This is a genomic window from Rhizobium leguminosarum bv. viciae (assembly GCF_012276115.1).
Classification (GTDB): domain Bacteria; phylum Pseudomonadota; class Alphaproteobacteria; order Rhizobiales; family Rhizobiaceae; genus Rhizobium; species Rhizobium leguminosarum_T.
The window spans coordinates 1-23,518 of the sequence record NZ_WIEU01000021.1 but is presented as its reverse complement, the minus strand read 5'-3'; the positions used below and the strand labels follow the sequence as shown (position 1 = coordinate 23,518).

The window sequence follows — 23,518 nt, the reverse complement described above, 5'->3', positions numbered from 1 at the left end:
ACAGGCACGGGCATGATGCCGAAAAGTGTGAGCGGTTTTCGGACGACATCATGCTCTCATTCGGATCTGGCGGACGGCGGGAATGCAAGAAGGAGAGGCTGAAATGCCATTGGTCGAAATTTCCAATTTGAAGGTCGCTTTCAGCGGTATCGAAGTCCTGCACGGCGTCGATCTGGCGATCGAGAAGGGCGAGGCGGTGGGTCTCGTCGGCGAATCCGGCTGCGGCAAGTCGGTCACCTGGCTGGCGGCACTCGGGCTCCTGCCTGGAAAGGCTTCCGTCTCAGGCAGCGTGCGTCTCGGCAGCGATCAGCTGATCGGCGCGTCGCGCACGAAGCTCGAAAGCATTCGCGGCGGCCGCATCGCCATGATCTTCCAGGATCCGTCGAGCTCGCTCAACCCCGTCATCCGCGCCGGCCGCCAGATCGCCGAAGCCGTCGAACTGCACCGCGGCCTGACCGGCGGGGCCGCCCGCAGCGAGGCAGTCCGCCTGATGGAAATGGTCGGCATTCCCGACGCCGTGCGCCGTTTCGACAATTTTCCGCATGAATTTTCCGGTGGCCAGAACCAGCGGTTGATGATCGCCATGGCGCTCGCCGGCAATCCTGACCTGCTGATCGCCGATGAGCCGACGACGGCGCTGGACGCGACGATCCAGGCGCAGATCCTCGATCTCCTGATTTCGATCCGCGAGGAAACCGGCATGGCGATCGTCTTCATCAGTCATGATCTCGGCGCGGTGTCGCAGATCTGCGAACGCGTCTGCGTCATGTATGCCGGCAACATCGTCGAGAAATGCCCGACGGAATCGTTGTTCCGGTCGCCACGCCATCCCTATACGCGCGGACTTTTCGATGCCATTCCGCGTATCGATGCCGGCCGCGACCGGCTGGTACCGATCCCCGGCACCGTGCCGCAGCCCGGCCGGATGCCCGGCGGCTGCGCCTTTGCGCCGCGTTGCGGCCATGCCTCGGAACTCTGTCATAACAAGGTGCCACCGCTCGTCGCAGTTGACGATGACCGTGCAACCGCCTGCTTCCATGCGCTCAGTGACGGCGCCACCGCATCGAGGCCGAACCTCATGCAGGCACAGCAGGGAGTGGCATGGGCATGAGCGAACCTCAGCTGATCGAAGCGAACGACCTCGTCAAGACCTATATGATGCGCCGCGGCATCTTCGGAAAGCCGAGCCATGTCCGGGCGGTCGACGGCGTTTCGCTGTCGGTCGCGCCGAAGACGACGCTCGGCATCGTCGGTGAATCCGGCTCAGGAAAATCGACGATGGGCCGGCTGCTGCTCGGGCTCGAAGCTCCGACAGAAGGCAGCGTCCGCTTCGACGGGGAGGCGATGCCGGCACTCAGAACGCCGCGCTGGCGTAGCCTGAGGGCGCGCATGCAACTCGTCTTCCAGGATCCGCTGGCAGCCCTTGACCGGCGCATCTCGATCGGCGTTCAGATCGGCGAACCACTTGCCATCCATGCCGTCGGAAGCGAAGAGGAGCGGCGCGAACGTGTCGATGAACTGCTTGTCGCCGTCGGTCTTCGCCGCGATCAGGCGGAGCGTTATCCGCATGAGCTTTCGGGCGGTCAGCGCCAGCGCGTCGTCATTGCACGCGCTATCGCCACCAATCCGGAGCTTCTGGTCTGCGACGAGCCGGTCTCGGCTCTCGACGTCTCGATCCAGGCGCAGGTAATCAACCTGTTGCGCGACCTGCAGGAAGAGCGCGGCATCGCCATGGCCTTCATCAGCCATGACCTGAAGGTCGTGCGCAACGTCGCCGATCGCGTCGCGGTGATGTATCTCGGCCGGATCGTCGAGGAAGCAGCCTCGGAGGATATTTTCCGCAGCCCGTTGCATCCCTATACGCAGGCACTGGTCTCCAGCGTTCCGGTCCCCGGCACGGCGCTGCGCGACCGTATCATCCTGCAGGGAGAACCGCCGAACCCCGCTGCCCGGCCTGCCGGCTGCGCCTTTCATCCCCGCTGCGGCCATGCCGTCGAGCGCTGCCGCGTCGAGACGCCTGAACTCGTCACCATCGAGGCGGGTCGAAAAGCTGCTTGCCACCTCGTCACGCCCGCATCCGCGTCAACGCTCATGGAGAGCTGAGCCATGATCCGTTTCTTCCTGATAAGGGCGTTCCGCGCGCTGATGACCATCGTGCTGGTGGTGACTTTCGCCTTCGTCGTTCTGCGCCTTTCCGGCGACCCGGCGCTGACGATCATGGGTCCGGAAGCGCCGCCGGAAGCGATCCGCGCCTTCCGTGCCGCCTGGGGTCTCGATCAGCCGATCTGGGTGCAGTATCTGCGCTATTTCGGCGCAATCGCCCGCGGTGATCTCGGTATCTCGATGCGCGACGGCCAATCGGCAATCCAGCTCGTGCTCGACCGCATTCCGGCAACGCTGGAGCTGACGATACCGGCCCTCATCCTTAAGCTGGTGATCGGCATTCCGGCCGGCGTCTACGCCGCCCTCCATCGCGACAGCTCGATCGACCGCGCCGTCATGGCGGGCGCGGTGGTCGGCTTCACCATGCCGAGCTTCGTGCTCGGCCTCGTGCTGGTGCTGATCTTCTCCGTCACGCTCGGCCTGCTGCCGTCGGGCGGCCAGGACAGCTGGATGCACGCCATTCTGCCGATCATCACCATGAGTATCGGCGGTGCCGGCATTCTTGCCCGCTTTGCCCGAAGCGCAATGATCGAGGTGCTTGGCCAGCCCTATATCCGTACGGCCAGCGCCAAGGGCACTGCCTGGCGAAACGTCGTCTGGCGCCACGCGCTGCCGAATGCTGCGATACCGATCGTGACGATCGCCGGCTTCATGGTCGGCACGCTGATCGCCGGCGCCGTCGTGGTGGAATCGCTGTTCTCCTGGCCGGGCGTCGGCCGGCTTCTCGTCGTCGCCGTCTCCAACCGCGATCTCGCCGTCGTCCAATGCATCCTGCTATTGGTGGCAGCGACCATGGTGTTTTCGAATTTCGTCGTCGACATCCTTTACGGCTATCTCGACCCGCGTCTGCGCAGCAATCAGGCAAGGCATTAAGGAGCGGAATCATGACAAATATCTCTGCTCAACCGGCGACCGTCATCCACGAAGTGCGCGAGAAGAAGAAGCGCGGCGTGCCCGTTTTCGTGATCATCGGCTTCATCTGGATCGCCGTCGTGATCCTGATCGCGCTGACGGCCGACTGGATCCGGCCCTACAATATCACCGCCTTCGACCTGAAGAACCGGCTGTCACTGCCCGGCAATGGCGCGCATTGGCTCGGAACCGACGAACTCGGCCGCGATGTTCTCTCCCGCCTCATCGTGTCGATCCGCATCTCGCTGCTGATCGCCTTCGGCGCAACGCTGATCTCGGCTTTCGTCGGCACGACGCTCGGCTTTCTCGCCGCTTATTTCCGCGGCGTCGTCGAGCAGCTCGTCGTCATGCTTGCCGATTTCCAGGCGGCCATGCCCTTCCTCATCATGGCACTGGCCGTGCTCGCCTTCTTCGGCAGTTCGCTGCCGCTGCTTATCTGCCTGATGGGCTTCTACGGCTGGGAACGTTATGCGCGCATCGCCCGCGGCCTTGCCATCGCCGCCAGTGGCCAGGGTTATGCCGCCGCCGTCACGCAACTCGGCGCCAAGCCGGCCCATGTCTATCTCAAGCATATCCTGCCGAACATCGCCTCGACGCTGATCGTCTCGATGACGCTGACTTTCCCTGAGATCATCCTGATGGAAAGCAGCCTTTCCTTCCTCGGCCTCGGCGTCCAACCGCCGATGACCAGCCTCGGCAACATGGTCGGCTACGGGCGCGAATATCTGACCCGCGCGCCCTGGATCATGCTGGCGCCGTCCTTCGTCATCATGCTGACGACGCTGTCGATCAGCATCAGCGGCGACTGGCTGCGCGACAAGCTCGACCCGACGATCGCCTGACGGCCCACCGGTCGAGACTTCGATCGGCTGGCAAAAAAGCAGATCGTGTGCGTTCATCGCTGTTGACAACGGCGATCATTCGATATTGTCTTGTAAAGCGCTTTACTAAACCGCTTTACAAAAGGTCCAGTCAATGGCCAAGGGAACGACACCAAGCCTGAAGGATGTTGCCGCCGCCGCCGGGGTGTCGGTCACGACCGTGTCGCGTTTCGTCAACGGCAGCCTCGATCTTCCCTTTCAGACCAAGAAGCGCATCGAGGATGCGATCAAGACGCTGAACTACCGGCCGAACCCGCATGCGCGCCGGTTAAGCAGGGGGCGCTCGGACACGATCGGCCTCGTCGTGCCCGATATCGCCAACCCTTTCTTCGCGACTCTCGTCGCCGCCGTCGAGCAGGCGGCCGATGAAAAGAAGCTGGCGGTCTCCCTGCACGCCACTCTGAACCGGCCGGGGCGCGAGATCGAATATCTGCAGCTGATCGAACGCAATCACGTCGACGGCCTGATCTTCGTCACCAACCACCCCGATGATGGCGCGCTTGCCGCGCTGATCAACGGCAGCGGCAAGGTCATCATCGTCGACGAGGACATTCCCGATTCGAAGGCGCCGAAGCTGTTCTGCGACAATGAGCAGGGCGGTTATCTCGCCGGCCAGCATCTGGCCGAGCAAGGCCATCGGCATGTCCTCTTCATCGGCGGCGACGAACGCATGATCAGCGCCCGCAGGCGTTATGACGGCCTGTTGAAAGCGCTGAGGGAACGGCATGGCGACGAGGCCCGGGCCGATCGATATGCCGGCGAATATACGATCGAATACGGCCGTGCGGCGGCGCTCGACTATCTCTCCGGAGACCGAAAGGCGACGGCGATCTTTGCCAGCTCCGACGAGATCGCCATCGGGCTGGTCGAGGTCTTCAGAAGCCAAGGCGTCTCGATCCCTGCTGACATCTCGGTCATCGGCTTCGACGATGTCGGTCCGCTTCATCTCTTTGCGCCGCCGCTGACCGCCATCCGTCAGCCGGTGCGTGAGATCGGAAGACGGTCGCTGGAGCTGCTTCTGGAAACCAATTGGCACGAGTGGAAACCATCCGCTTCGGAAGAACTCCTGCCTGTCGAAATCGTGGTGCGGAACTCCGTTGCGTCGCCTGCGAAATAATAATCAGCAACGTCAAAAAACCAAAAGAGGATGAGAACATGACACTGAATTTGACAAGACGAACGATGATCGCAGCCGCCGGATTTACGGCATTGACCTTCATCAGCCTGTCCGGCGCTGCGGCACAGGAAAAGAAGACCATCGCGCTGGTGCAGATCAACCAGCAGGCGCTTTTCTTCAATCAGATGAATGAGGGCGCCCAGAAGGCGGCCGATGCCGCCGGCGTCAAGCTGGTGATCTTCAACGCCAACAACGAGACGACCGCGCAGAACAGCGCGATCGAAACCTACGTGCAGGAAAAGGTCTCCGGCCTTGCTGTCGTGGCGATCGACGTCAACGGCATCATGCCGGCCGTCAAGCAGGCGGCCGATGCCGGCATTCCGGTCGTCGCCATCGACGCCATCCTGCCGGATGGCCCGCAGAAGGCGCAGATCGGCGTGGACAATGCCGCGGCCGGCGCCGATATGGGCAAATACTTCCTCGACTACGTCAAGGCGAACATGGGCGGCAAAGCCAAGCTCGGCGTTGTCGGCGCGCTGAACTCGTTCATCCAGAACATCCGCCAGGAGGGCTTCGAGAAGACCCTGAAAGGCATCGACGGCATTGAAATGGCCGGCGTCGTCGACGGGCAGAACATCCAGGACAACGCCCTTGCGGCGGCTGAAAACCTGATCACCGCCAATCCCGATCTGACCGCGATCTACGCCACTGGCGAGCCGGCCTTGATGGGGGCGATCGCCGCCGTCCAGAGCCAGGGCAAGCAGGATAAGATCAAGGTGTTCGGCTGGGATCTGACCGCCGAAGCCATTGCCGGCATCGATGCCGGCTTCGTCGTCGCCGTCGTCCAGCAGGATCCGGCCGCAATGGGCGGTGCCGCCGTCGACGCGCTCGTCAAGGCTTCGGCCGGCGAAGCCGTCACCAAGACGATCTCGGTGCCGATCACCATCGTGACCAAGGAGAATGTCGAGCCATACCGGGCCGTCTTCAAATGATCGAAAGCGGACAGCATGATATCGCTGCCGCCGGTTCCGGAGGGGTCGCACCCTCCGGAACCGGAACATCCGGCGGCACCCGATCCGACCCGCGCATCTCGCTGCGCGGAATCCGCAAGTCGTTCGGCTCGCACCAGGCCCTGCGCGGCGTCGATCTCGACATCTTCCCCGGCGAATGCCTGGGCCTCGTCGGCGACAATGCCGCCGGCAAGTCGACGCTGACGAAGATTATTTCGGGAACCTACATTCCCGATGCCGGCACGATCACCATGGAAGGTGAGGAGGTCCGCTTCTCCGGCCCCGCGGACGCGCGTGGGCGTAACATCGAAATGGTCTTCCAGGATCTCAGCCTCTGCGATCATATCGATGTCGTCGGCAATCTCTTCCTCGGCCGCGAGCTCAGCCGCGGGCCGTTTCTCGACACCAGGACGATGCTGACCGAAGCGCGCAAGATGCTGGATTCGCTTGAGATCCGCATTCCGAGACTGACCAGCAAGGTCGCCCAGCTCTCCGGCGGGCAGCGCCAGGCGATCGCCATTGCGCGCGCCGCCTCGTTCAAGCCGAAGGTGCTGATCATGGACGAGCCGACGTCGGCACTTGCCGTCGCCGAGGTCGAGGCGGTTCTGGCCCTGATCAACCGCGTCAAGACAAACGGGGTCTCGGTGATCCTCATTACCCACCGGCTGCAGGATCTCTTTCGGGTCTGTGACCGTATCGCGGTGATGTACGAGGGCACGAAGGTAGCCGAACGGCAGATCGGCAGCACCAATCTCGAAGATCTCGTCAGGCTGATCGTCGGTGAAGGAGCCAGGCAATGACGGCTTATACGGAACGCGGCCACGGCTCGCGCGTCGCCGATTTCTTCGGCGAACACGCACAGGTCCTGTCGATCGCCATTTTCTTCCTGGCCTGCATGATCTTCTTCTCGATCGGCAGCGAAACCTTCTTCACGCTCGGCAACATCCTGAACATCGTGCGCCAGGCCGCCCCCATCCTGATCGTCGCCATCGCCATGACCTTCGTCATCATCACCGGCGGCATCGATCTTTCGGTCGGCTCGCAGGTCGCCCTCGTCAACGCGGTCGCGGCGATCGTCATGGCGATGGGTATTCCCTGGCCGTCTGTGGTCATCGGCATGATCGTGCTCGGCGGCTTCATGGGGCTGGTCCAGGGCTGGTTTACCGCCTATCAGGGCATCCCGGCCTTCATCGTCACGCTCGCCGGTCTCTCGATCCTGCGCGGCCTGGCGCTCTATCTGACCCAGGGCTATTCCATCCCGATCAAGGATGCGCCGGGTTTCTTCGCGCTCGGCCGCGGCGAGATCCTGAGCTTCCCGATCCCGGCGATCATCGCCGTCATCATCGCCATTCTCGGTTATGTCATCATCACCGCGACCAAATATGGCCGTCAGGTCGTGGCGGTCGGCTCCAATGCGGAAGCCGCGCGGCGTGTCGGCATGCCCGCCAAATGGATCATCGCCTCGGTCTATATCATCTCCGGCGTCGCCTGCGCGGTCGCCGGGCTGCTGATCGCCGCCCGCCTCGGTTCCGGTTCATCCAATGCCGCCGTCGGCTTCGAGCTGCAGGTAATCGCCGCCGTGGTGCTCGGCGGAACGTCGCTGATGGGCGGACGCGGCACCATCCTCGGCACCGTACTCGGCACGCTGACCATCGCCGTCATCGGCAACGGCCTGATCCTGATGCACATATCGCCGTTCTTCACCCAGATCGTCACCGGCGCCATCATTCTCGTCGCCATCTGGCTGAACACGCGCATCTTTACGGCCAATTTCCATTTCCGGCTGGGCAGGAAAGGATGAGGCGATGAGCGAACAGACAGCAGAAAGCCTGTCCGAAGCGCATGTCCGATCCGGCAAGGTGATGAGCGTCACTGGTCCGATTTCGGCGGATGCGCTCGGCGTGACGCTGATGCACGAGCATATCCTCAACGACTGCCGCTGCTGGTGGCATGCGCCGAAGACGCCGGAACGGCAATATCTCGCCGAAAGCTTCGTCTGCATGGAGATCCTCGGCGAACTCCGGCAGGACCCCTTCGTCAACAAGCACAATATCACGCTCGACGACGAACATCTGGCGGTGGCCGAACTCAGGGATTTCGCCACGGCGGGCGGGCGCACGGTGGTGGAGCCGACCTGCAAGGGCATTGGGCGCGATCCGCTGGCGCTGAAACGCATCTCCGAAGCGTCAGGCCTCAATATCGTGATGGGGGCGGGTTATTACCTCGGCTCCTCACATCCGGAAGGCGTCGCGGCGATGAGCGTCGATGACATCGCGGGCGAAATCGTCCGCGAGGCGAGGGAGGGAGTCGACGGCACCGGCGTCAGGATCGGCCTGATCGGCGAGATCGGCGTCTCCTCCGATTTCACCGCCGAGGAAGAAAAATCGCTGCGCGGCGCTGCCCGGGCGCAAGTGTCGACCGGGCTTCCGCTGATGGTGCATCTGCCGGGTTGGTTTCGTCTCGGCCATCGCGTGCTCGACATAGTGGCCGAAGAGGGGGCGGATCTCAGGCACACTGTGCTTTGCCATATGAACCCGTCGCATGACGACATTGCCTATCAGAGCGAGTTGGCGGAGCGCGGCGCCTTTATTGAATATGACATGATCGGCATGGATTTCTTCTATGCCGACCAGCAGGTGCAGTGCCCGAGCGACGAGGAGGCGGCGCGTGCGATCGTTCGTCTCGTCGAGGCCGGTTATCTCGGTCGGATTCTCCTGTCGCACGATGTGTTTCTGAAGATGATGCTGACGCATTACGGCGGCAACGGCTACGCCTATATCCTCCGCCACTTCCTCCCCCGTCTTCAGCGGCACGGCCTCGACAGGACGGTTCTCGACGAGATGATGCGCGGCAATCCGCGCCGCGTCTTTGACGCCGGGGGCTAAAGCGCGTCGCGCTTTAGATCTCGTTTTACGCATGTCGTTATCGCAAAACCGCTGCACACTTTTGCGCGACATGCTTTAGCTCCATCCATTCAATCGATCACAGGTAAACGTAGACCATGACCAAAAAAATCCTCCTTGTCGGCGAGAGCTGGGTCAGCTCCGCCACGCATTACAAAGGCTTCGATCAGTTCGGCAGCGTCACCTTTCATCTCGGCGCCGAACCGCTGGTCAAGGCGCTCGCCGGCAGCGCCTTCGAGCTCACCTATATGCCGGCGCATGAGGCGGTGGAGAAGTTTCCCTTCGATATGGCAGGGCTCGACGCCTACGACGCCATCATTCTCTCCGACATCGGCGCCAATTCGCTGCTGCTGCCGCCGGATGTGTGGCTGCATTCGCGCACGGTGCCAAACCGGCTGAAGCTTCTGAAGGCCTGGGTGGAGAAGGGCGGAGGCCTGCTGATGGTCGGCGGCTATTTCTCCTTCCAGGGTATCGACGGCAAGGCGCGCTGGCGGCGCACCCCAGTCGAAGACACGCTGCCCGTCACCTGCCTGCCCTATGACGACCGCGTCGAGATTCCCGAGGGCACGGTTGCCGAGGTGGTGAAGCCGGAGCATCCGACGATGCGGGGTCTTGAAGGCGCCTGGCCGGTGCTTCTCGGCGTCAACGAGGTCGAAGTGCGCGACCGCGCCGATGTCGAGATCGTTGCACGCCTACCCGAGGATCAGGGCGGCCATCCGCTGCTCGTCGTCGGCAGACATGGCACTGGGCGGACGGCGGCCTGGACGTCGGATATCGGCCCGCACTGGCTCTCGCCCGCTTTCTGCCAATGGGAAGGCTACGGCCGGCTCTGGAAGAACATCCTCGGCTGGCTCACCGAAAAGCAGGCGTGATGTCAGCGCCGGGCAGGAATTCGAAAGGGAATAACATGCAGGAAATTTCGGACAGGCCGTCCAACGCCATCAGGGATATCTTCGGCAGGGACAAGGTTCTGATCGGCATGATCCATTGCCCGGCCTTTCCGGGCGCGCCGCGCTACCGGGGGGCGGCGATGGATGCGATTTACGACGCGTGCATGCGCGACGCCGAAGCCTGCGTGGAAGGCGGCCTGCATGGGCTGATCATCGAAAATCACGGCGATCTACCGTTTTCGAAGCCCGAGGATATCGGCCCCGAGACGACAGGCTTCATGTCCGTCGTCACCGACCGGATCGCGCGCGCGGCCGGCATTCCGCTTGGCGTCAACGTGCTGGCCAATGCACCGATCCCGGCCTTCGCCATTGCCATGGCCGGCGGCGCCAAATTCATCCGCGTCAATCAATGGGCCAATGCCTATGTCGCCAATGAAGGTTTCATGGAGGGCAGAGCGGCCGAAGCCATGCGCTACCGCTCGCTGCTCCGGGCCGAGCACATCAAGGTCTTTGCCGACAGCCACGTCAAACATGGCAGCCACGCCATCGTCGCCGACCGCTCGATCCGGGAGCTGACGCGCGACCTCGCCTTCTTCGATGCCGACGGCGTCATCGCCACCGGCCAGCGAACCGGCAATTCGGCAACGATGGAGGAAATCGAGGAGATCGGTGCGGCGACACACCTGCCGCTGCTCGTCGGCTCCGGCGTCAACAAGGACAATATCGTCGATATTCTGAGCCGCACCAACGGCGTCATCGTTGCGTCTTCGTTGAAGCACGGCGGCGTCTGGTGGAACCCGGTCGACGTCGAGCGGGTGCGCGCCTTCCGGGCGGCGGCCGAACCAGGGTTGGAGGGCTGAGCATGGCGGCAGAGAGCCTTTCGGCCCGCATCCTGCGCGAGAACGATGCTGTCTTCCGGACGATGCTTGGCCACCGCTTCGTCGAGGATGTCAAGAACGACAGGCTGAGCAAGGAGGCTTTCGAGCGTTATCTCGTCTATGAAAGCGCCTTCGTCGACAGTGCCATCTCGATCTTTGCCTATGCGGCGGCGACCGCCAGGACGATGACGCAGAAGCGCTGGCTGATCGTGGTTCTCGACGCGCTTGCCAACGAACAAATCGCCTATTTCGAGCGCACCTTCGCCAGCCGCGGCATCGATCCCTCGTCCTTCGACACCGGCATGGCCGAGGTCGAGGCCTTTCGCACCGGCATGTTGGAGATTGCCCGCCAGGGCGGCTTCCTCGATACGGTCGCGGCGATGTTTGCGGCCGAGTGGATGTATTGGACCTGGTCGAAGGAAGCGGCGACCCATCCAATCAGCGATCCGCTGCTGAAGGAATGGGTCGACATGCACGTCGATCCGAATTTCGCCGCCCAGGCGCAATGGCTGAAGAATGAACTCGACATGACAGGAGAAACGCTGGAAGAGGATGAAAAAGCGCGGCTCAGCGCGATCTTCGGCAGGACGATGCAACTCGAGATCGATTTCCACGATGCGCCTTACCTCTAGAGCAATCCCAGGCAAAGCGCGAAGCGGTTTTGCCGGAAATTGCGTAAAAACAAAAGGTTAGAACGGTTCTGCGCTTTCATGAAAAGCTGATCCGTTCTAAGCCTCACCTTGCGAAAGCGGATGCATGCGCGCCTACATAATCGGTAACGTCGCCATCGACGAAACCATCGCCGTTTCCGAACTTCCCTTCATCGGCGCCTCCATCCTGGGCAATGCCGGGGGCAGCGATCTCGGCGGCAAGGGCACGAACCAGGCGGTCGTCATGGCTCGCTGCGGCGTTCCGACAACGCTGGTGGCGCCTGTCGGCAGGGATGCGAGGGCCGATACGATACGCCACTACCTCGCGGACGAGCCGCTTCGGAGCGAACTGATCGAAATGGAAGATGCATCGAGCGACGTCTCGATCATCTTCCGGCTGCCGGGCGGCGAGAATGCCATCGTCACGACGACGGAATCGGCGCAGAGCCTGTCCCTGTCCCATGTCAGGCGGATCCTGTCGACGGCCGGTTCCGGCGATCTGATGATACTACAAGGCAACCTCTCCGACCGGACGACGCGCGACATCCTCGAACATGCAAGAGCGATCGGCATGGTCACCGCCTTCAATCCCTCGCCGGTGCGTGCCTATTTCTCCGATCTTTGGGGATTGATCGACATCGCCTTCCTCAACAAGGGTGAGGCGCAGGCTCTGACGGGAACGACAGGCAGGGATGCTGCCGAATATCTGCTGAGCCGCGGGCTGCGCGAAATCGTCCTGACGCTGGGCGGCGACGGCGCGACGCTGGTGAACCGGCACGACAGCGTCGAAGTGCCCGCCCAGGTCTGCGATGTTGTGGATACAACGGGCGCAGGCGATACCTTCATGGCCGCAGCACTTGCGTCCTGCGCGCTGCGCGGACAGCGGCTGGACAGGTTAGCTATCGAGCACGCAGTTGCAGCCGCGGCCATCACCGTCTCAAGACATGGAACGAGAAAGGCGTTTCCGACCATTTCCGAGCTTGAAGCGATCCTGAGATAATCCGCTCGGCATGGGCGCGCTTCATAAAATCATCATCGGCCTCTGCGAAGGGATGGGCTCCTCGCGATTCACTCCGTCATATCAGCAGCATCCGGACTTTTCTCATGACATCTTCCCCGATTTCCGCACGTCTTTCCCCGACCGCCTCGTCCCGCCTCGTCGTGCTTGCCGAAACGGTATTGAAGGCGGGCGAAACTGCCCGCGGCTCCCTGCGGCGGCGCACATCCCAGGAAATGCTCACCAAGGCGCCGCGCGACTATCAGACCGAGATCGATGTCGCCGTCGAGCGGATCATCGTCGACGAGATGGCGAAGGCCTTCCCGGACTATGCCATCCAGGGCGAGGAAGCCGTCGGCAACCGCACGGCCGGTCCGGAAACGCCTGTTATCTACATCGACCCGATCGACGGCACGACCAATTACGCCTGGGGCGTTCCGCATTTCGGCATGACGATCTCGATCGTCGAAGGCGGCAGGCTCGTCATGGGTGTCGTCTATGACGCCATGCAGGACGAGCTGTTCAGCGCCGAGATCGGCGGCGGCGCCTATCTCAACGGCGAGCGTATCCGCTGCGCCGATGTCGACGACATCGAAAATGTGCTCGTCGGCGCCGGGCTGCCGATCCCCGGCCAGGTCACGGCGGTTGCGGAAGAGACCTATTTCGAGGCCATCAAACGGCTGATGGCGAATACGGCGGGTGTGCGCCGCCTCGGCTCGGCGGCCCTGTCGATCGCCTATGTCGCCTGCGGCCGGCTGGATGGATTCTTCGAGGACGGGCTCGCGATCCATGATTTCGGCGCCTCGGCGCTGATGGTCGAAGAGGCGGGCGGCATCGTCACCCGTTTTTCCGGCGCTAAGGTTGTCGGAAAGAGCGACATCCTGGCTGCCAGCAAGGCGCTGCATCCCTGGCTGCTGGAAGGCTTCCAGATCAGGACGTGAACCGATGTATTCCGGCGCAATTATCTCGGTTTCGCATAGGCGAATGCCGCGCCGACAACTGTGTTGGCGCCGTACTAGAGGACGATGCCTATGGGCGGATTTCGGATGACATCATGCTGTACCCTTTGATTTCAACTCTGAACCCGGACGACTCGAGCATGATGCCGAAAAGTGTGCGCGGTTTTCGGACGACATCATGCTCTATTTATTTGATTTAGATGCTGATTCAGATTTTAGGCCGAGCCGGCCTAAAATCATCAGCATCTAAGCGGCCAATGCTTCGTCATCGTCAGCGAACATCCTGGTCAAGCTGAGGAAGCAAATCATCCCAGACTGGTGAGTGATAATTCCTTCACAGTATGAGCGGTCCGGCGAACTGACAATCTCTGGAGCCTGTTGCAGATCATCGGCGTTGATCGAAAGCATATCGGTGACCTGATCCACCATAAGGCCGATCGGTTTGCCGTGAACTTCAGCGACCACGATTGCGCTGCGTTCGGTCGCTTCCGACGAAGGCATCCCCAGCTTGCGACATAAGTCGATGGTGGGAATGACGACGCCTCGCAAGTTAATGATGCCGACCATTTCCGGCGGCGCGTGCGGGATCGGCGTCGAAGCCGCCCATCCACGTATCTCTCGAATGGAGGTGGTTTCGATACAGAAGCTCTGACCATGTAATTGGAATGCAATGATTTCGAGAGACGTGCGTCCATCGCGATTTTTGGATATCGACGCCATCAAAACTCCTCCCAGCTGTCGCCGCCTTTGAGCGCCGCATTGCCGCTGAATGCTCGGGCAACCTTGGCCGTCATCTGACGGGCTGGCGACGGCATAGCCCGCAAATGCCGGTCGGCTGCAACCGGGACCGCGCGAGGTGCGCCGGCACCTGTCCCGATGTTGAACTGACCGAGGAGATCGAAGAGCTGATCTGCTTCCTTGGCAAGGCTATGCGCCGCGGCCGTCGTCTCCTCGACCATGGCGGCATTCTGCTGTGTGCCCTGGTCCATCGTATTGACGGCGGTGTTGATTTCCTTGAGACCCGTTGCCTGCTCTTTGGAGGCTTCGACGATGGCGCCGACATTACCGTTCACCTGGACGACCTGGGTCACGATTTCCTGCAATGCCTTGCCTGTGTTACCAACCAATGTGACACCGCTTTTGACGTGTTCGTTCGAGGCGTTGATCAGCTCCTTGATCTCCTTTGCCGCCTTGGCCGATCGCTGGGCGAGTTCGCGAACTTCCTGAGCGACGACGGCGAAGCCCTTGCCAGCGTCGCCGGCCCGGGCCGCTTCAACACCGGCATTGAGCGCCAGAAGATTGGTCTGGAATGCGATCTCGTCGATCACGCCGATAATGTTGGCGATCTCGCTGGCGGACTTTTCGATCTTGCCCATCGCGTCGACGGCTTGACTGACAATGTTGCCAGAATTTTCCGCGTTCTCCTTGGTCTTGCGAACAAGCTGCCCTGCTTCCTGGGCGCGGGAACTGGAATCAGCGACGGTGGTCGTGATCTCCTCCAGCGCAGCGGCCGTCTCCTCGACGGAAGCAGCCTGCTGCTCGGTACGCTTGGACAGATCGTTCGAGGCAGATTGTATTTGTTGCGATGCCGCAGCGATGGCGCCAGCATTCTGCGAGATTGTCTGCAATGTAACGCGAAGCTTCGATGAAGCGTCGTTAAAATCAGCGCGCAGCTTCTCCAAGGCGGGCAGGAAGGGCATGGCGATGGTCTGCATCAGATCGCCCTCCGACAAAGCCTTTAGCGCTCCCGCGAGCTGGTCGACATTTCCGACACGCGTGGTGACATCGGTCGCAAATTTGACGACCTTGAACACCTTGCCGCTCATGTCGAAGATCGGATTGTATGATGCCTGGATATGGACCTTCTTGCCGCCCTTGCCGATGCGCAAGAACTCATCCGCAACAAATTCTCCCGCGGCAAGCTTCGTCCAGAACCGACGATAATCTTCACTGTTGCTATAGCTTGGCTCACAGAACATCGAGTGATGTTTGCCCTGGATTTCCGCCAGCTCGTAGCCGAGTGTCGTCAGGAAATTCTCATTTGCGGTGAGAATATCGCCTTTCGGAGTGAACTCGATGACTGCCTGGGCGCGCGAGATGGCGTTCAGCTTACCGCTATCTTCGGCCGCCTTGAGCTTCTGCGCGGTGATATCGGTCGCGAATTTGACGACCTTATACGGCTTGCCTCCGCTAGAGACCGGGTTGTAGGAGGCCTCGATCCAGACCTCCGTGCCGCCCTTGCCGATGCGCTTATATTGCCGTTGATCGAACTGGCCGCGCGCTAGTTTTGCCCAGAAGTCTTTGTAGTCGGAGCTGGCTGCCTCAGCCGGATCGACAAAGAGGCGATGATGTTGACCGACGATCTCGGAAAGCTGATAACCGAGCGCCCGGCAAAAGTTTTCGTTCGCGGTGATGATTGTACCGTCCAGCTTGAACTCGATGATCGCCTGAGACTTGCTCATCGCTTCGAGAACGGCCCTTGCATCGGCGCCTGCGCCAAATCCCAACATTCATTCCTCCATAGTTTCACAATGGCCAATTATCGCAGGCGGGAAGCCATCAAATACCATCACTTTTGATAGGGCCAATTCTTAAATGAAGACATTTATAATATGTAAATGTACTAATGCATTCGCGTAAAATTCGCGCATTTCTGTTTGAATTGTTTCAGATAATCAAAATGGCGGTCGCCCCGCACAACCACGGATACATAAAAAGCCCATGGAAAACGCAGAATAAACTTTAACTTTAGTTCGAAACACCGACCTGGTATCAGATCACACGGCGCGAGCCGGCACAGTCAACAGCTTGAAGTGCCGCTCATGCCGAATCAAAGGCATGTATTCGACTTGATTCGCTCACCGGGGTACTGCGGCAGGATCTGCAACTCGGAATGGACAAGCTCGTTGTGACGGAAGATAAAAAAGCGGGAGAAGCACGGCTCGACCCTCATCCCGGCCCGGATCCGATCGTCCGGCGCCACCATCGCCTTCAGACGGGTGCCGTCGGCAAGATCGACATCGACCATCTTGTGGGTGCCGAAATCGACGATGCGATGGACTGTGGCGGCATCGACCCGGTCCGAGGAACGGATCGTCAGTGCTTCCGGGCGGGCGGCCAGCGTCACCGGCCCATCCTCGACGGGAACCGCAAGCGGGAACAGCGGATGCTCGCAGACGCCGTTCCTGGTATGACTCTGAACAAAATTCATCGAGCCGATGAAACCGGCGACGAAGGCGGTCTGTGGCTGCCGGTAAATGGTGCTCGGCGGCGCAATCTGTTCGGTGCCTCCGTCGCGCATGACGACGATGCGGTCGGCGAGCGCTAAGGCCTCGTCCTGGCCATGGGTGACGAAGAGCGTGGTGATGCCGAGGCGTTGCTGGATATCGCGCACTTCATCCCGCAGCCTTTCGCGCAGATGCTGGTCAAGGCTGGCGAAAGGCTCGTCGAGCAGAAGGATCTTCGGCTCGAGCACGAGCGAGCGGGCAAGCGCGACGCGCTGCTGCTGACCGCCGGAGAGCTGAGACGTCATCCGACGCCCGTAATCAGCGAGGCCGACCAGGGTCAAAGCATCCTCGACACGCTGGCGAATCTCCGCTTTCGGCAGCCGGCGGAGCTTCAGACCGAAGGCGATGTTGTTGAAGACATCCATGTGCGTCCAGAGCGCATGGCTCTGGAATACCATGCCGGTCGGGCGCCGCTCGGGCGGCAGCGTCGTCACATCCTTCGCGTCGATGCGGATCGTTCCGCCGCTCGGGCGCTCGAAGCCGCCGATCATCCGGAGAAGCGTCGACTTGCCGGAACCGGATGGGCCGAGCAGGCAGACGAGCTCGCCGTCGCCCACTTCGAGCGAGAAGTCGCGAACGGCAAAGGTCGTCCCGAACAGCTTCGAAACGCCTTCGATCGAAAGATGTGCCATTCTCAAACCCTTCCCTGAATTAACCTCACGCGCCGAAGCCTCGTGCGAATGCGCCGGTGCCGATCACCCGGCGTGCAAACATCAACGCGATGAAGGACGGCACCCACAGCATGACTGACAGTACCGCGCCGTATTGCACGACGATCTGATTGTTGATGAAGCTGATCATCAGCACCGGCATGGTGCGAACCTGAGGCGCGCCGATCAGCCAGGCGCCTTCGGTCTCGTAGAAGGTGCCGACGAAGGTCAAAAGCAGTGCGGCTGATATCGTCGGTCCGGCCTGCGGCAGGGTGATCGACCAGAAGACACGCAGCGGCGTGGCGCCCGCATCGCGCGCCGCCTCTTCCATGCGCCGGTCGACATTCTGGAAGGCTGCGACCGGAATCCAGATCATCAGCATCAGCGTGCCGACAAGCTGGATCAGCACGACGCCCCAGAAAGTGCTGATCAGGCCGAGCTGCAGGAAGATACCGGCAATGGCAACGAGCAGGCCGAATTTCGGGAAGGCATGCGATGCGAGGAACGACAGGAACAGGATGTTCCTGCCGGGAAAACGCATGCGCGCGAAAGCATAAGCGGCGGGAAGGCAGATCACGGCGGAAAGAATAGTCACCGTCGTCGTCAGCCGCAGGCTGAGGAAGAGAGCGTCCCAGACATCCGGGCGCGCCAGCGTCTGGCCCCAGAAGCGCAGGCCGAACTGCTGCGGGATCACCGATGGATAACGCCAGACCTCGGTGAAAGCCCATGTTCCGACGACGATCAGTGGCAGCGCGATGAACAGCGTCAGCAGGCACGCGAAGAGCACGCCGATCCAGTCGAAGCGAAGACCCGTTCCCGATCTGCCGGCACTCATGGCTGGGCCTCGCGGTTGCGGGCGATCGACCTGATGTAGAAGATACCGAAGACCAGGCAGAAGCCGAATGTGATGACGGCCTGGGTCATGGCGTTCAGCGGGTCGTTCATGTCGGCGAAGGTGCGCTGCATGAACGGCCCCATCATCTCCGGCGATGCCGAGCCCAGCACATAGGGCAGGGTGAAGGCGGAGAAGATGCCGAGCACGGCAAAGGACGCGGTGACCAGCAGGGAATTGCCCATGCGCGGCAGAATGATCGAGATGAACACCCGGAGCGGCCCTGCGCCGACATCGCGGGCGGCCTCGATAGCGCTGTTCGAAACGGAGGAAAGCCCCGCCGTCAACATCAGCACCGTCAGGGGAAGATTGTCCCAGACGAGGCCGATGACCGGTCCCCACGGCGTCAGATAGGGCGTGCGCAGCTTCGGCAGGCTGACCGCATTCAGCAGCAGGTCGACGGTGCCGTTCGGCCCGATCGTCCTGATCAGCGCATAGGCAAGGATAATCGACGGTACGAACATCGGGAAGATCGCAAGAGCCTGCACATAGGCGGCGAGGCGGCCTTGCGAGAACCGGAGGTAAAGCGCGATCGGAAGGCCGATCGCCAGAAGCAGAATGCCGCAGACGGCGGTGGTCCAGAGTGTCAGCCACAGATTGCCGAGGCTGTAGCCATCGGTGAAGAAGAAGCGATAGGAGGCAAGCGAGAATTCCGTCGCGCCGTCGGGGCCCTGCACGAAGATCGTGCCGACGACTGCCGAAAAGATCGGAAAGACGATCAGCCATGCGAGCAGGAGGACCGGCAGTGCAACGAGGAGAAGCCCGATAGAACTCCGCCTGTTGATGGACCGGTGACGGCGCAAAACCGCCGGCGCAGTGTCAGTGGACATCAGGTGCGGCTGATGCTTGGCGCGACGTTGCGGTACCAGCCGTCGGCGATCGCCTTTTCCCAATCGCCGCCCGGGAAGGTTGGAATGGTCGACGGAATGACGTCGGCATATTTCTTGCGGAGATCGTCGGAGATGTGATCCCAGGAGACGGCAGGGAAGCCGCCGATATTGGTGATGATCGCTTCCTGCATTTCCTTCGTCAGCATGAATGCGGCAAGCTTCAGCGCCGCATCCTTGTTGGCGCCGTTCGAGAACACGGTGATGCTGGAGAAGCCGCCGCAAAGGGCGAGATCGCTAAGCTGCACAAGGCCGGTCGTATCAGGCAGCACACCCTGGGAAATCGCCTGCAGCACCTGGTCCGACCAGACCGGCACCATGGTGACGACGCCCTGGGCGAGCAGCTGGATCGACTGGGTGTTGCCTGATGTATAGGCGCCCTTGTCGTAGAGCGCAGGCGCAAGATCGTTGAGGATCTTCCAGGCCGGCGTCAGCGCCTCGGTGGCGAAGTCGGAGCTGAAATTGTCGACCTTGAACTTCTTCGGATCGCGGCCGTTGGCCTCATGGATCGCGCGGCGGACGAAATTGCCGCCCGAACCGCCCTTGTCGGGTCTGTTGTAGATGAACTGGCCCGGATTGGCCTTGATCCACGCGGTGAGCTGATCCCAGCTCTTCGGCGCATCCTTCGGATCGAGCTTGGTCGTGTCGTAGGCGAGAAGCACCTGCGAACCGCGATAGGGAAGGGAGTAAGGGGTATCGAAGGCAAGCGGGTTGATATGGTCGTAGCCTTCGATGTTCTCGGCGGAGAACTTCACCCAGAGCCCGGCATCGATGCCGCCGGACGGCAGGCGCGGATCGAATTGTTCGAAAAGGTCGGCCTGCGGATCGGTCTTCATCTTTAGCGCGGCGAGCGCACGGTCGGCGATGGCGCGCAAGCCGTTATTGTCGCCGGCATCGGTCACCTTCAGGGCAACACCCGGATGCGCCTTTTCGAAGGCCGGGCGGATAGTGTTGTTCCAGAGGTCGACAATATTGGCATCCGAACCGCTGTAGAGGTCGATCGTGCCGGCCGCAGCCGATGCGAAACGTGGAAGAGCCAGAAGACCGGCTGCAGCCGACGATGTGATCAGAAATTCGCGTCTATTCATAACCCGTCTCCATCAGGTGTCGAGGCTCAGCCTCCGCAGGATTGTCCAAGGCCTTGCTAGCGCCGGCGCGTAACATCGACATGACAGGATCGGGCGTCTCGGCAGGGAAATTGCACAGCTGTGCTGATTGCTCGGTGTGGAAATCGGCGGCAGGAGATACTATCTCTTGCGGAAAAGGAGATATCCAATGACCGAAGAACGTGTAGTCCTCGCCGGTGGTTGCTTCTGGGGCATGCAGGACCTCATCCGCCGATATAAGGGCGTGATTTCGACCCGCGTCGGCTACACCGGCGGCGATGTGCCGAATGCTACCTACCGCAACCACGGAACCCATGCCGAAGCGATCGAGATCATCTTCGACCCCGCAAGGATCAGCTATCGGGAAATCCTCGAATTCTTCTTCCAGATCCACGACCCGAGCACGCGCAACCGCCAGGGTAATGATGTTGGCTTGAGCTACCGCTCGGCGATCTTCTACGTCACCCCTGAGCAGGAGCGCGTCGCCAGGGATACGATCGCCGATGTCGATGCATCAGGCCTGTGGCCCGGCAAGGTCGTCACCGAAGTCGTGCCGGTTAGCGATTTCTGGGAGGCCGAACCCGAGCACCAGGATTATCTGGAGCGGATTCCGAACGGCTATACCTGCCACTTCGTCCGGCCCGGCTGGAAACTGCCGGTCCGCCAGAAGATCGCCTGAAATTAATCAGAGCCCCATCGCCGCGCGGCTGGTTTCCAGAAGCGCGGCGACGAGATTTGCCCGTGGCGAGGATCGCGTCACCACGATGCCGACCGTGCGCATAGCGGACGAGCGGGGCAGGGGCAGCTTGACGATATCTAATCCCGCCGGCCAGGGCGGCGCCCAATCCGGCACGATCGAGATCCCGAGACCGCGATCTACCATCACCGCGATCGCCTCCAGCGCGTCGAGTTCATAACGCTCGACCGGGCGGATGCCGATCTCGCGCAGATATTCGTCGGCAATGTGACCACCCCACTGGTTACGGTCGTAGCGGATGAAGGGCAGGGTCTGCAGCAGTTCGAGCGGATCCGCCCCCTCACAGTCCCGCGGGGCGATCAGCACGAGGGGCTCTTGGCGCAGCTTGTCGAAGGTCAGCGTCTTCTGCATCGGAAATCGCGGTTCGATGATGAAGGCCGCGTCCAGCGTGCCGTTCAGGACCTCGGCATAGAGATCCATCGACGCGCCCGGCTTGAGGAAGATCTCGATCAGCGGATAATCCTGCGCAAGGCGGTAGAGAATGCCGGGAACGAGGCCGGTCAGCGCCGTATTGATCGCCCCGATCCGCATCTCGCCCGAAATCGTCGCGGTGCCGGCCATCGCCTTCAGATCGCGTGTATCGCGCACCAGATCCCTGCAGCGTTCAAGAATGGCAAAACCCGCCTCAGTCGGCCGCATCACACGGCCGGAGCGCACCAGCAGCCGCACGCCGAGCTCGGCCTCCAAAGCGCGGATGCGTTGGGCCACAGCCGCAGGCGTGAGGTTCAGCCGCTGGGCCGCCTCCGCCAGCGAGTGCCGCTCGGCAACCACGATGTAAGTTTCGAGAAAACGCGTGTCCATCAATAGTTTTTCTATCTCCTGAAAGAAGCAGAAGCCATATTTTATTTACGATCCATTGCTCCGAAAGATGGCCAGACCCTATGAGGAGATGAAATGGATTTCGGCCTGAAGGACAAGACGGCCCTGGTGCTTGGCGCCGGCGGCGGACTGGGCAGCGCGATTGCCGCCAAGCTTGCGCACGAAGGCGCCAGAATTGCCGCAGCGGATATCGATCTCGCCGCTGCTGAGAAGACCGCGGCTGCGATCGAATCCGAAGGCGGCAAGGCGCTGACACTGCAATGGGACCTTTCCGATCTCGGTTCGATCGATGCCCATGTCGCTGCAATCGAGCGCCAGTTCGGACCGGTCGATATCCTCGTCAACAATACCGGCGGCCCCCCGCCGACCACTGTCTCCGGCCAGGATCCGACGCTCTGGAACCAGTATTTCCAGAGCATGGTGCTCTCGGTCATCGCCATTACCGATCGTGTGCTGCCTCAGATGCGGGCGCGCAAATGGGGGCGCATCGTCACCTCGACCTCGTCGGGCGTGGTCGCGCCGATCCCCAATCTCGGCATTTCGAATGCGCTGCGCCTGTCGCTGGTCGGCTGGTCGAAAACACTGGCGCGCGAGGTCGGGCGCGACGGCATCACCGTCAACATCGTCCTGCCGGGCCGGATCGCCACCGGCCGCATCACCTTCCTCGACGAACAGAAGGCCAAGCGCGAGAACCGTTCCATCGATGACGTCGTCACTGAGAGCACCGGCAGCATTCCGCTCGGCCGCTATGGCCGGCCGGAAGAATATGGCAATGTCGTCACCTTCCTGGCAAGCGAACCTGCCTCCTATCTCACCGGATCGGTGATCCGCGTCGATGGCGGCATGATCCAGAGCATCTGACAGAAACCGAATTGGAACCGATAGCCGATGGCCCTCAGCGCTGAAGCGATAGAAACCCTCAGGACCGTCTCGACGGCGACCCTGACGACCGTTCTTCTGAAGAAGGGCCTGCGGAACGTCTGGATCCGCGGCGCCGTTCCGCTGAAGCCCGGCCAGCCGCGCATCGTCGGCCCGGCCTTCACCCTGCGCTTCGTTCCGGCTCGCGAAGATCTGGCAACGCCGGCATCCTGGGCCTCGCCGATCTCGACGCGCGCCGCGATCGAGGCGATGCCGGAAGGCTGTGTCGCCGTCGTCGATGCAATGGGCGTTACCGATGCCGGCATCTTCGGCGATATCCTCTGCGCCCGCATGCAGAAGAGGGGTGTCGCAGCCCTTGTCACCGACGGCGTCGTGCGCGACCTTGCCGGTGTGCTCGACACCAACCTGCCGGTCTGGTGCCGCGGCGTCTCGGCGCCCCCTTCGGTCGCCGGCCTCACTTTCGTCGCCTGGCAGCAGCCGATCGGCTGCGGCGGCGTTGCGGTCTTTCCTGACGACATCATCGTCGCCGACCAGGACGGCGCGGTGCTGATCCCGGCCGATCTGCTCGAGGCGGTGCTGGCGGAAGCGCCGGAACAGGAGCGCATGGAAGCCTGGATCATGACCAGGATCGATGAAGGCGTGTCGCTGCCCGGCCTGTACCCGATGAACGCCGAGACCAAGGCGCTCTACGAGGCTTCGAAGAAGTAGGCTCCGGCGAGGGCGTTCTTTACTCGGCGTCATCCTCGGCCTTGTGCCACTGCTGTCCGGTTTAAATTTTGTCACCATTGGAGGCTCATTTGGCCGAGATTTCCGGGGGGACTGTGGCTTGGTTTTAGCAGGCGGTCGATCCTTTTGCGGTGCATGAGGTTAGCGCGCACCAG

Annotated in this window: 24 protein-coding genes; 17 read left to right on the top strand and 7 right to left on the bottom strand. The window is 61.7% G+C overall.

Annotated features, from left to right (window positions below; genetic code table 11):
* Positions 1 to 103: 103 nt before the first annotated feature.
* From GFM02_RS27605 to GFM02_RS27540, 14 genes are all read left to right on the top strand, one after another.
* Entirely contained in the window at positions 104 to 1,111 is a 1,008-nt protein-coding gene (locus tag GFM02_RS27605) for an ABC transporter ATP-binding protein (protein ID WP_168323401.1), read from the top strand.
* On the top strand, positions 1,102 to 2,103 hold the full coding sequence (locus GFM02_RS27600) for an ABC transporter ATP-binding protein (protein ID WP_168323400.1): 1,002 nt from the start codon (positions 1,102 to 1,104) through the stop codon (positions 2,101 to 2,103). Before GFM02_RS27605 ends, GFM02_RS27600 begins: the two co-directional genes overlap by 10 nt.
* Before the next feature lie 3 nt (positions 2,104 to 2,106).
* Entirely contained in the window at positions 2,107 to 3,036 is a 930-nt protein-coding gene (locus GFM02_RS27595) for an ABC transporter permease (RefSeq protein ID WP_168323399.1), read from the top strand.
* A gap of 11 nt (positions 3,037 to 3,047) precedes the next feature.
* Positions 3,048 to 3,917, top strand: coding sequence for an ABC transporter permease (locus GFM02_RS27590; RefSeq protein WP_168323398.1), 870 nt, complete (start codon positions 3,048 to 3,050; stop codon positions 3,915 to 3,917).
* A 133-nt stretch (positions 3,918 to 4,050) separates the two neighbouring features.
* Positions 4,051 to 5,073, top strand: a complete 1,023-nt coding sequence (locus tag GFM02_RS27585; RefSeq protein ID WP_168323397.1) for a LacI family DNA-binding transcriptional regulator — start codon at positions 4,051 to 4,053, stop codon at positions 5,071 to 5,073.
* Positions 5,074 to 5,111: 38 nt separating this feature from the next.
* Positions 5,112 to 6,065 (top strand): ABC transporter substrate-binding protein, encoded by a 954-nt coding sequence (locus tag GFM02_RS27580; protein ID WP_168323396.1) that lies wholly within the window; start codon positions 5,112 to 5,114, stop codon positions 6,063 to 6,065.
* Complete coding sequence (locus GFM02_RS27575; RefSeq protein ID WP_168323395.1) at positions 6,062 to 6,883, top strand: ATP-binding cassette domain-containing protein; 822 nt, start codon at positions 6,062 to 6,064, stop codon at positions 6,881 to 6,883. The genes GFM02_RS27580 and GFM02_RS27575 overlap by 4 nt, the downstream gene beginning before the upstream one ends.
* Positions 6,880 to 7,884, top strand: coding sequence for an ABC transporter permease (locus GFM02_RS27570; RefSeq protein WP_168323394.1), 1,005 nt, complete (start codon positions 6,880 to 6,882; stop codon positions 7,882 to 7,884). The genes GFM02_RS27575 and GFM02_RS27570 overlap by 4 nt, the downstream gene beginning before the upstream one ends.
* A 4-nt stretch (positions 7,885 to 7,888) precedes the next feature.
* A complete protein-coding gene (locus GFM02_RS27565) occupies positions 7,889 to 8,968 on the top strand; it encodes a phosphotriesterase family protein (RefSeq protein WP_168323393.1) in 1,080 nt (359 codons plus the stop codon).
* 116 nt (positions 8,969 to 9,084) lie between these two features.
* Complete coding sequence (locus GFM02_RS27560; protein ID WP_168323392.1) at positions 9,085 to 9,858, top strand: glutamine amidotransferase; 774 nt, start codon at positions 9,085 to 9,087, stop codon at positions 9,856 to 9,858.
* Between the two features lie 35 nt (positions 9,859 to 9,893).
* Positions 9,894 to 10,736, top strand: coding sequence for a BtpA/SgcQ family protein (locus GFM02_RS27555; protein ID WP_168323391.1), 843 nt, complete (start codon positions 9,894 to 9,896; stop codon positions 10,734 to 10,736).
* Positions 10,737 to 10,738: 2 nt separating this feature from the next.
* Positions 10,739 to 11,386 carry a TenA family protein gene (locus tag GFM02_RS27550; protein ID WP_168323390.1) on the top strand — a complete coding sequence of 216 codons (648 nt, stop codon included), beginning with the start codon at positions 10,739 to 10,741 and terminating at the stop codon, positions 11,384 to 11,386.
* Between the two features lie 124 nt (positions 11,387 to 11,510).
* Positions 11,511 to 12,404 (top strand): ribokinase, encoded by an 894-nt coding sequence (locus tag GFM02_RS27545; RefSeq protein WP_168323389.1) that lies wholly within the window; start codon positions 11,511 to 11,513, stop codon positions 12,402 to 12,404.
* A gap of 104 nt (positions 12,405 to 12,508) precedes the next feature.
* Positions 12,509 to 13,342: an inositol monophosphatase family protein gene (locus tag GFM02_RS27540; protein WP_168323388.1), complete on the top strand. Its 834-nt coding sequence runs from the start codon at positions 12,509 to 12,511 to the stop codon at positions 13,340 to 13,342.
* 264 nt (positions 13,343 to 13,606) lie between these two features.
* Here GFM02_RS27540 and GFM02_RS27535 read toward each other — a convergent pair whose 3' ends face one another.
* The 6 genes from GFM02_RS27535 to GFM02_RS27510 form a co-directional block, all read right to left on the bottom strand.
* Positions 13,607 to 14,080 carry a chemotaxis protein CheW gene (locus tag GFM02_RS27535; protein WP_017969197.1) on the bottom strand — a complete coding sequence of 158 codons (474 nt, stop codon included), beginning with the start codon at positions 14,078 to 14,080 and terminating at the stop codon, positions 13,607 to 13,609.
* Positions 14,080 to 15,870 (bottom strand): methyl-accepting chemotaxis protein, encoded by a 1,791-nt coding sequence (locus GFM02_RS27530; RefSeq protein ID WP_168323387.1) that lies wholly within the window; start codon positions 15,868 to 15,870, stop codon positions 14,080 to 14,082. Before GFM02_RS27530 ends, GFM02_RS27535 begins: the two co-directional genes overlap by 1 nt.
* A 320-nt stretch (positions 15,871 to 16,190) precedes the next feature.
* Positions 16,191 to 17,279 (bottom strand): ABC transporter ATP-binding protein, encoded by a 1,089-nt coding sequence (locus GFM02_RS27525; protein WP_168323386.1) that lies wholly within the window; start codon positions 17,277 to 17,279, stop codon positions 16,191 to 16,193.
* Between the two features lie 25 nt (positions 17,280 to 17,304).
* On the bottom strand, positions 17,305 to 18,132 hold the full coding sequence (locus GFM02_RS27520) for an ABC transporter permease (RefSeq protein ID WP_168323385.1): 828 nt from the start codon (positions 18,130 to 18,132) through the stop codon (positions 17,305 to 17,307).
* Positions 18,129 to 19,019 (bottom strand): ABC transporter permease, encoded by an 891-nt coding sequence (locus GFM02_RS27515; RefSeq protein WP_168323384.1) that lies wholly within the window; start codon positions 19,017 to 19,019, stop codon positions 18,129 to 18,131. Before GFM02_RS27515 ends, GFM02_RS27520 begins: the two co-directional genes overlap by 4 nt.
* A complete protein-coding gene (locus GFM02_RS27510) occupies positions 19,019 to 20,164 on the bottom strand; it encodes an extracellular solute-binding protein (RefSeq protein ID WP_168323383.1) in 1,146 nt (381 codons plus the stop codon). Before GFM02_RS27510 ends, GFM02_RS27515 begins: the two co-directional genes overlap by 1 nt.
* A gap of 187 nt (positions 20,165 to 20,351) precedes the next feature.
* Here GFM02_RS27510 and msrA point away from each other — a divergent pair, with 187 nt between their 5' ends.
* Positions 20,352 to 20,861, top strand: coding sequence for a peptide-methionine (S)-S-oxide reductase MsrA (gene msrA, locus GFM02_RS27505; protein WP_168323382.1), 510 nt, complete (start codon positions 20,352 to 20,354; stop codon positions 20,859 to 20,861).
* Positions 20,862 to 20,867: 6 nt separating this feature from the next.
* Here the strand turns inward: msrA and GFM02_RS27500 are convergent, their stop codons facing one another.
* Positions 20,868 to 21,740 (bottom strand): LysR family transcriptional regulator, encoded by an 873-nt coding sequence (locus GFM02_RS27500; protein ID WP_168323381.1) that lies wholly within the window; start codon positions 21,738 to 21,740, stop codon positions 20,868 to 20,870.
* Between the two features lie 93 nt (positions 21,741 to 21,833).
* Here GFM02_RS27500 and GFM02_RS27495 point away from each other — a divergent pair, with 93 nt between their 5' ends.
* Both GFM02_RS27495 and GFM02_RS27490 read left to right on the top strand, forming a co-directional pair.
* Entirely contained in the window at positions 21,834 to 22,619 is a 786-nt protein-coding gene (locus tag GFM02_RS27495; protein ID WP_168323380.1) for an SDR family oxidoreductase, read from the top strand.
* A gap of 27 nt (positions 22,620 to 22,646) precedes the next feature.
* Entirely contained in the window at positions 22,647 to 23,345 is a 699-nt protein-coding gene (locus GFM02_RS27490; RefSeq protein ID WP_168323379.1) for a ribonuclease activity regulator RraA, read from the top strand.
* Positions 23,346 to 23,518 lie beyond the last annotated feature (173 nt).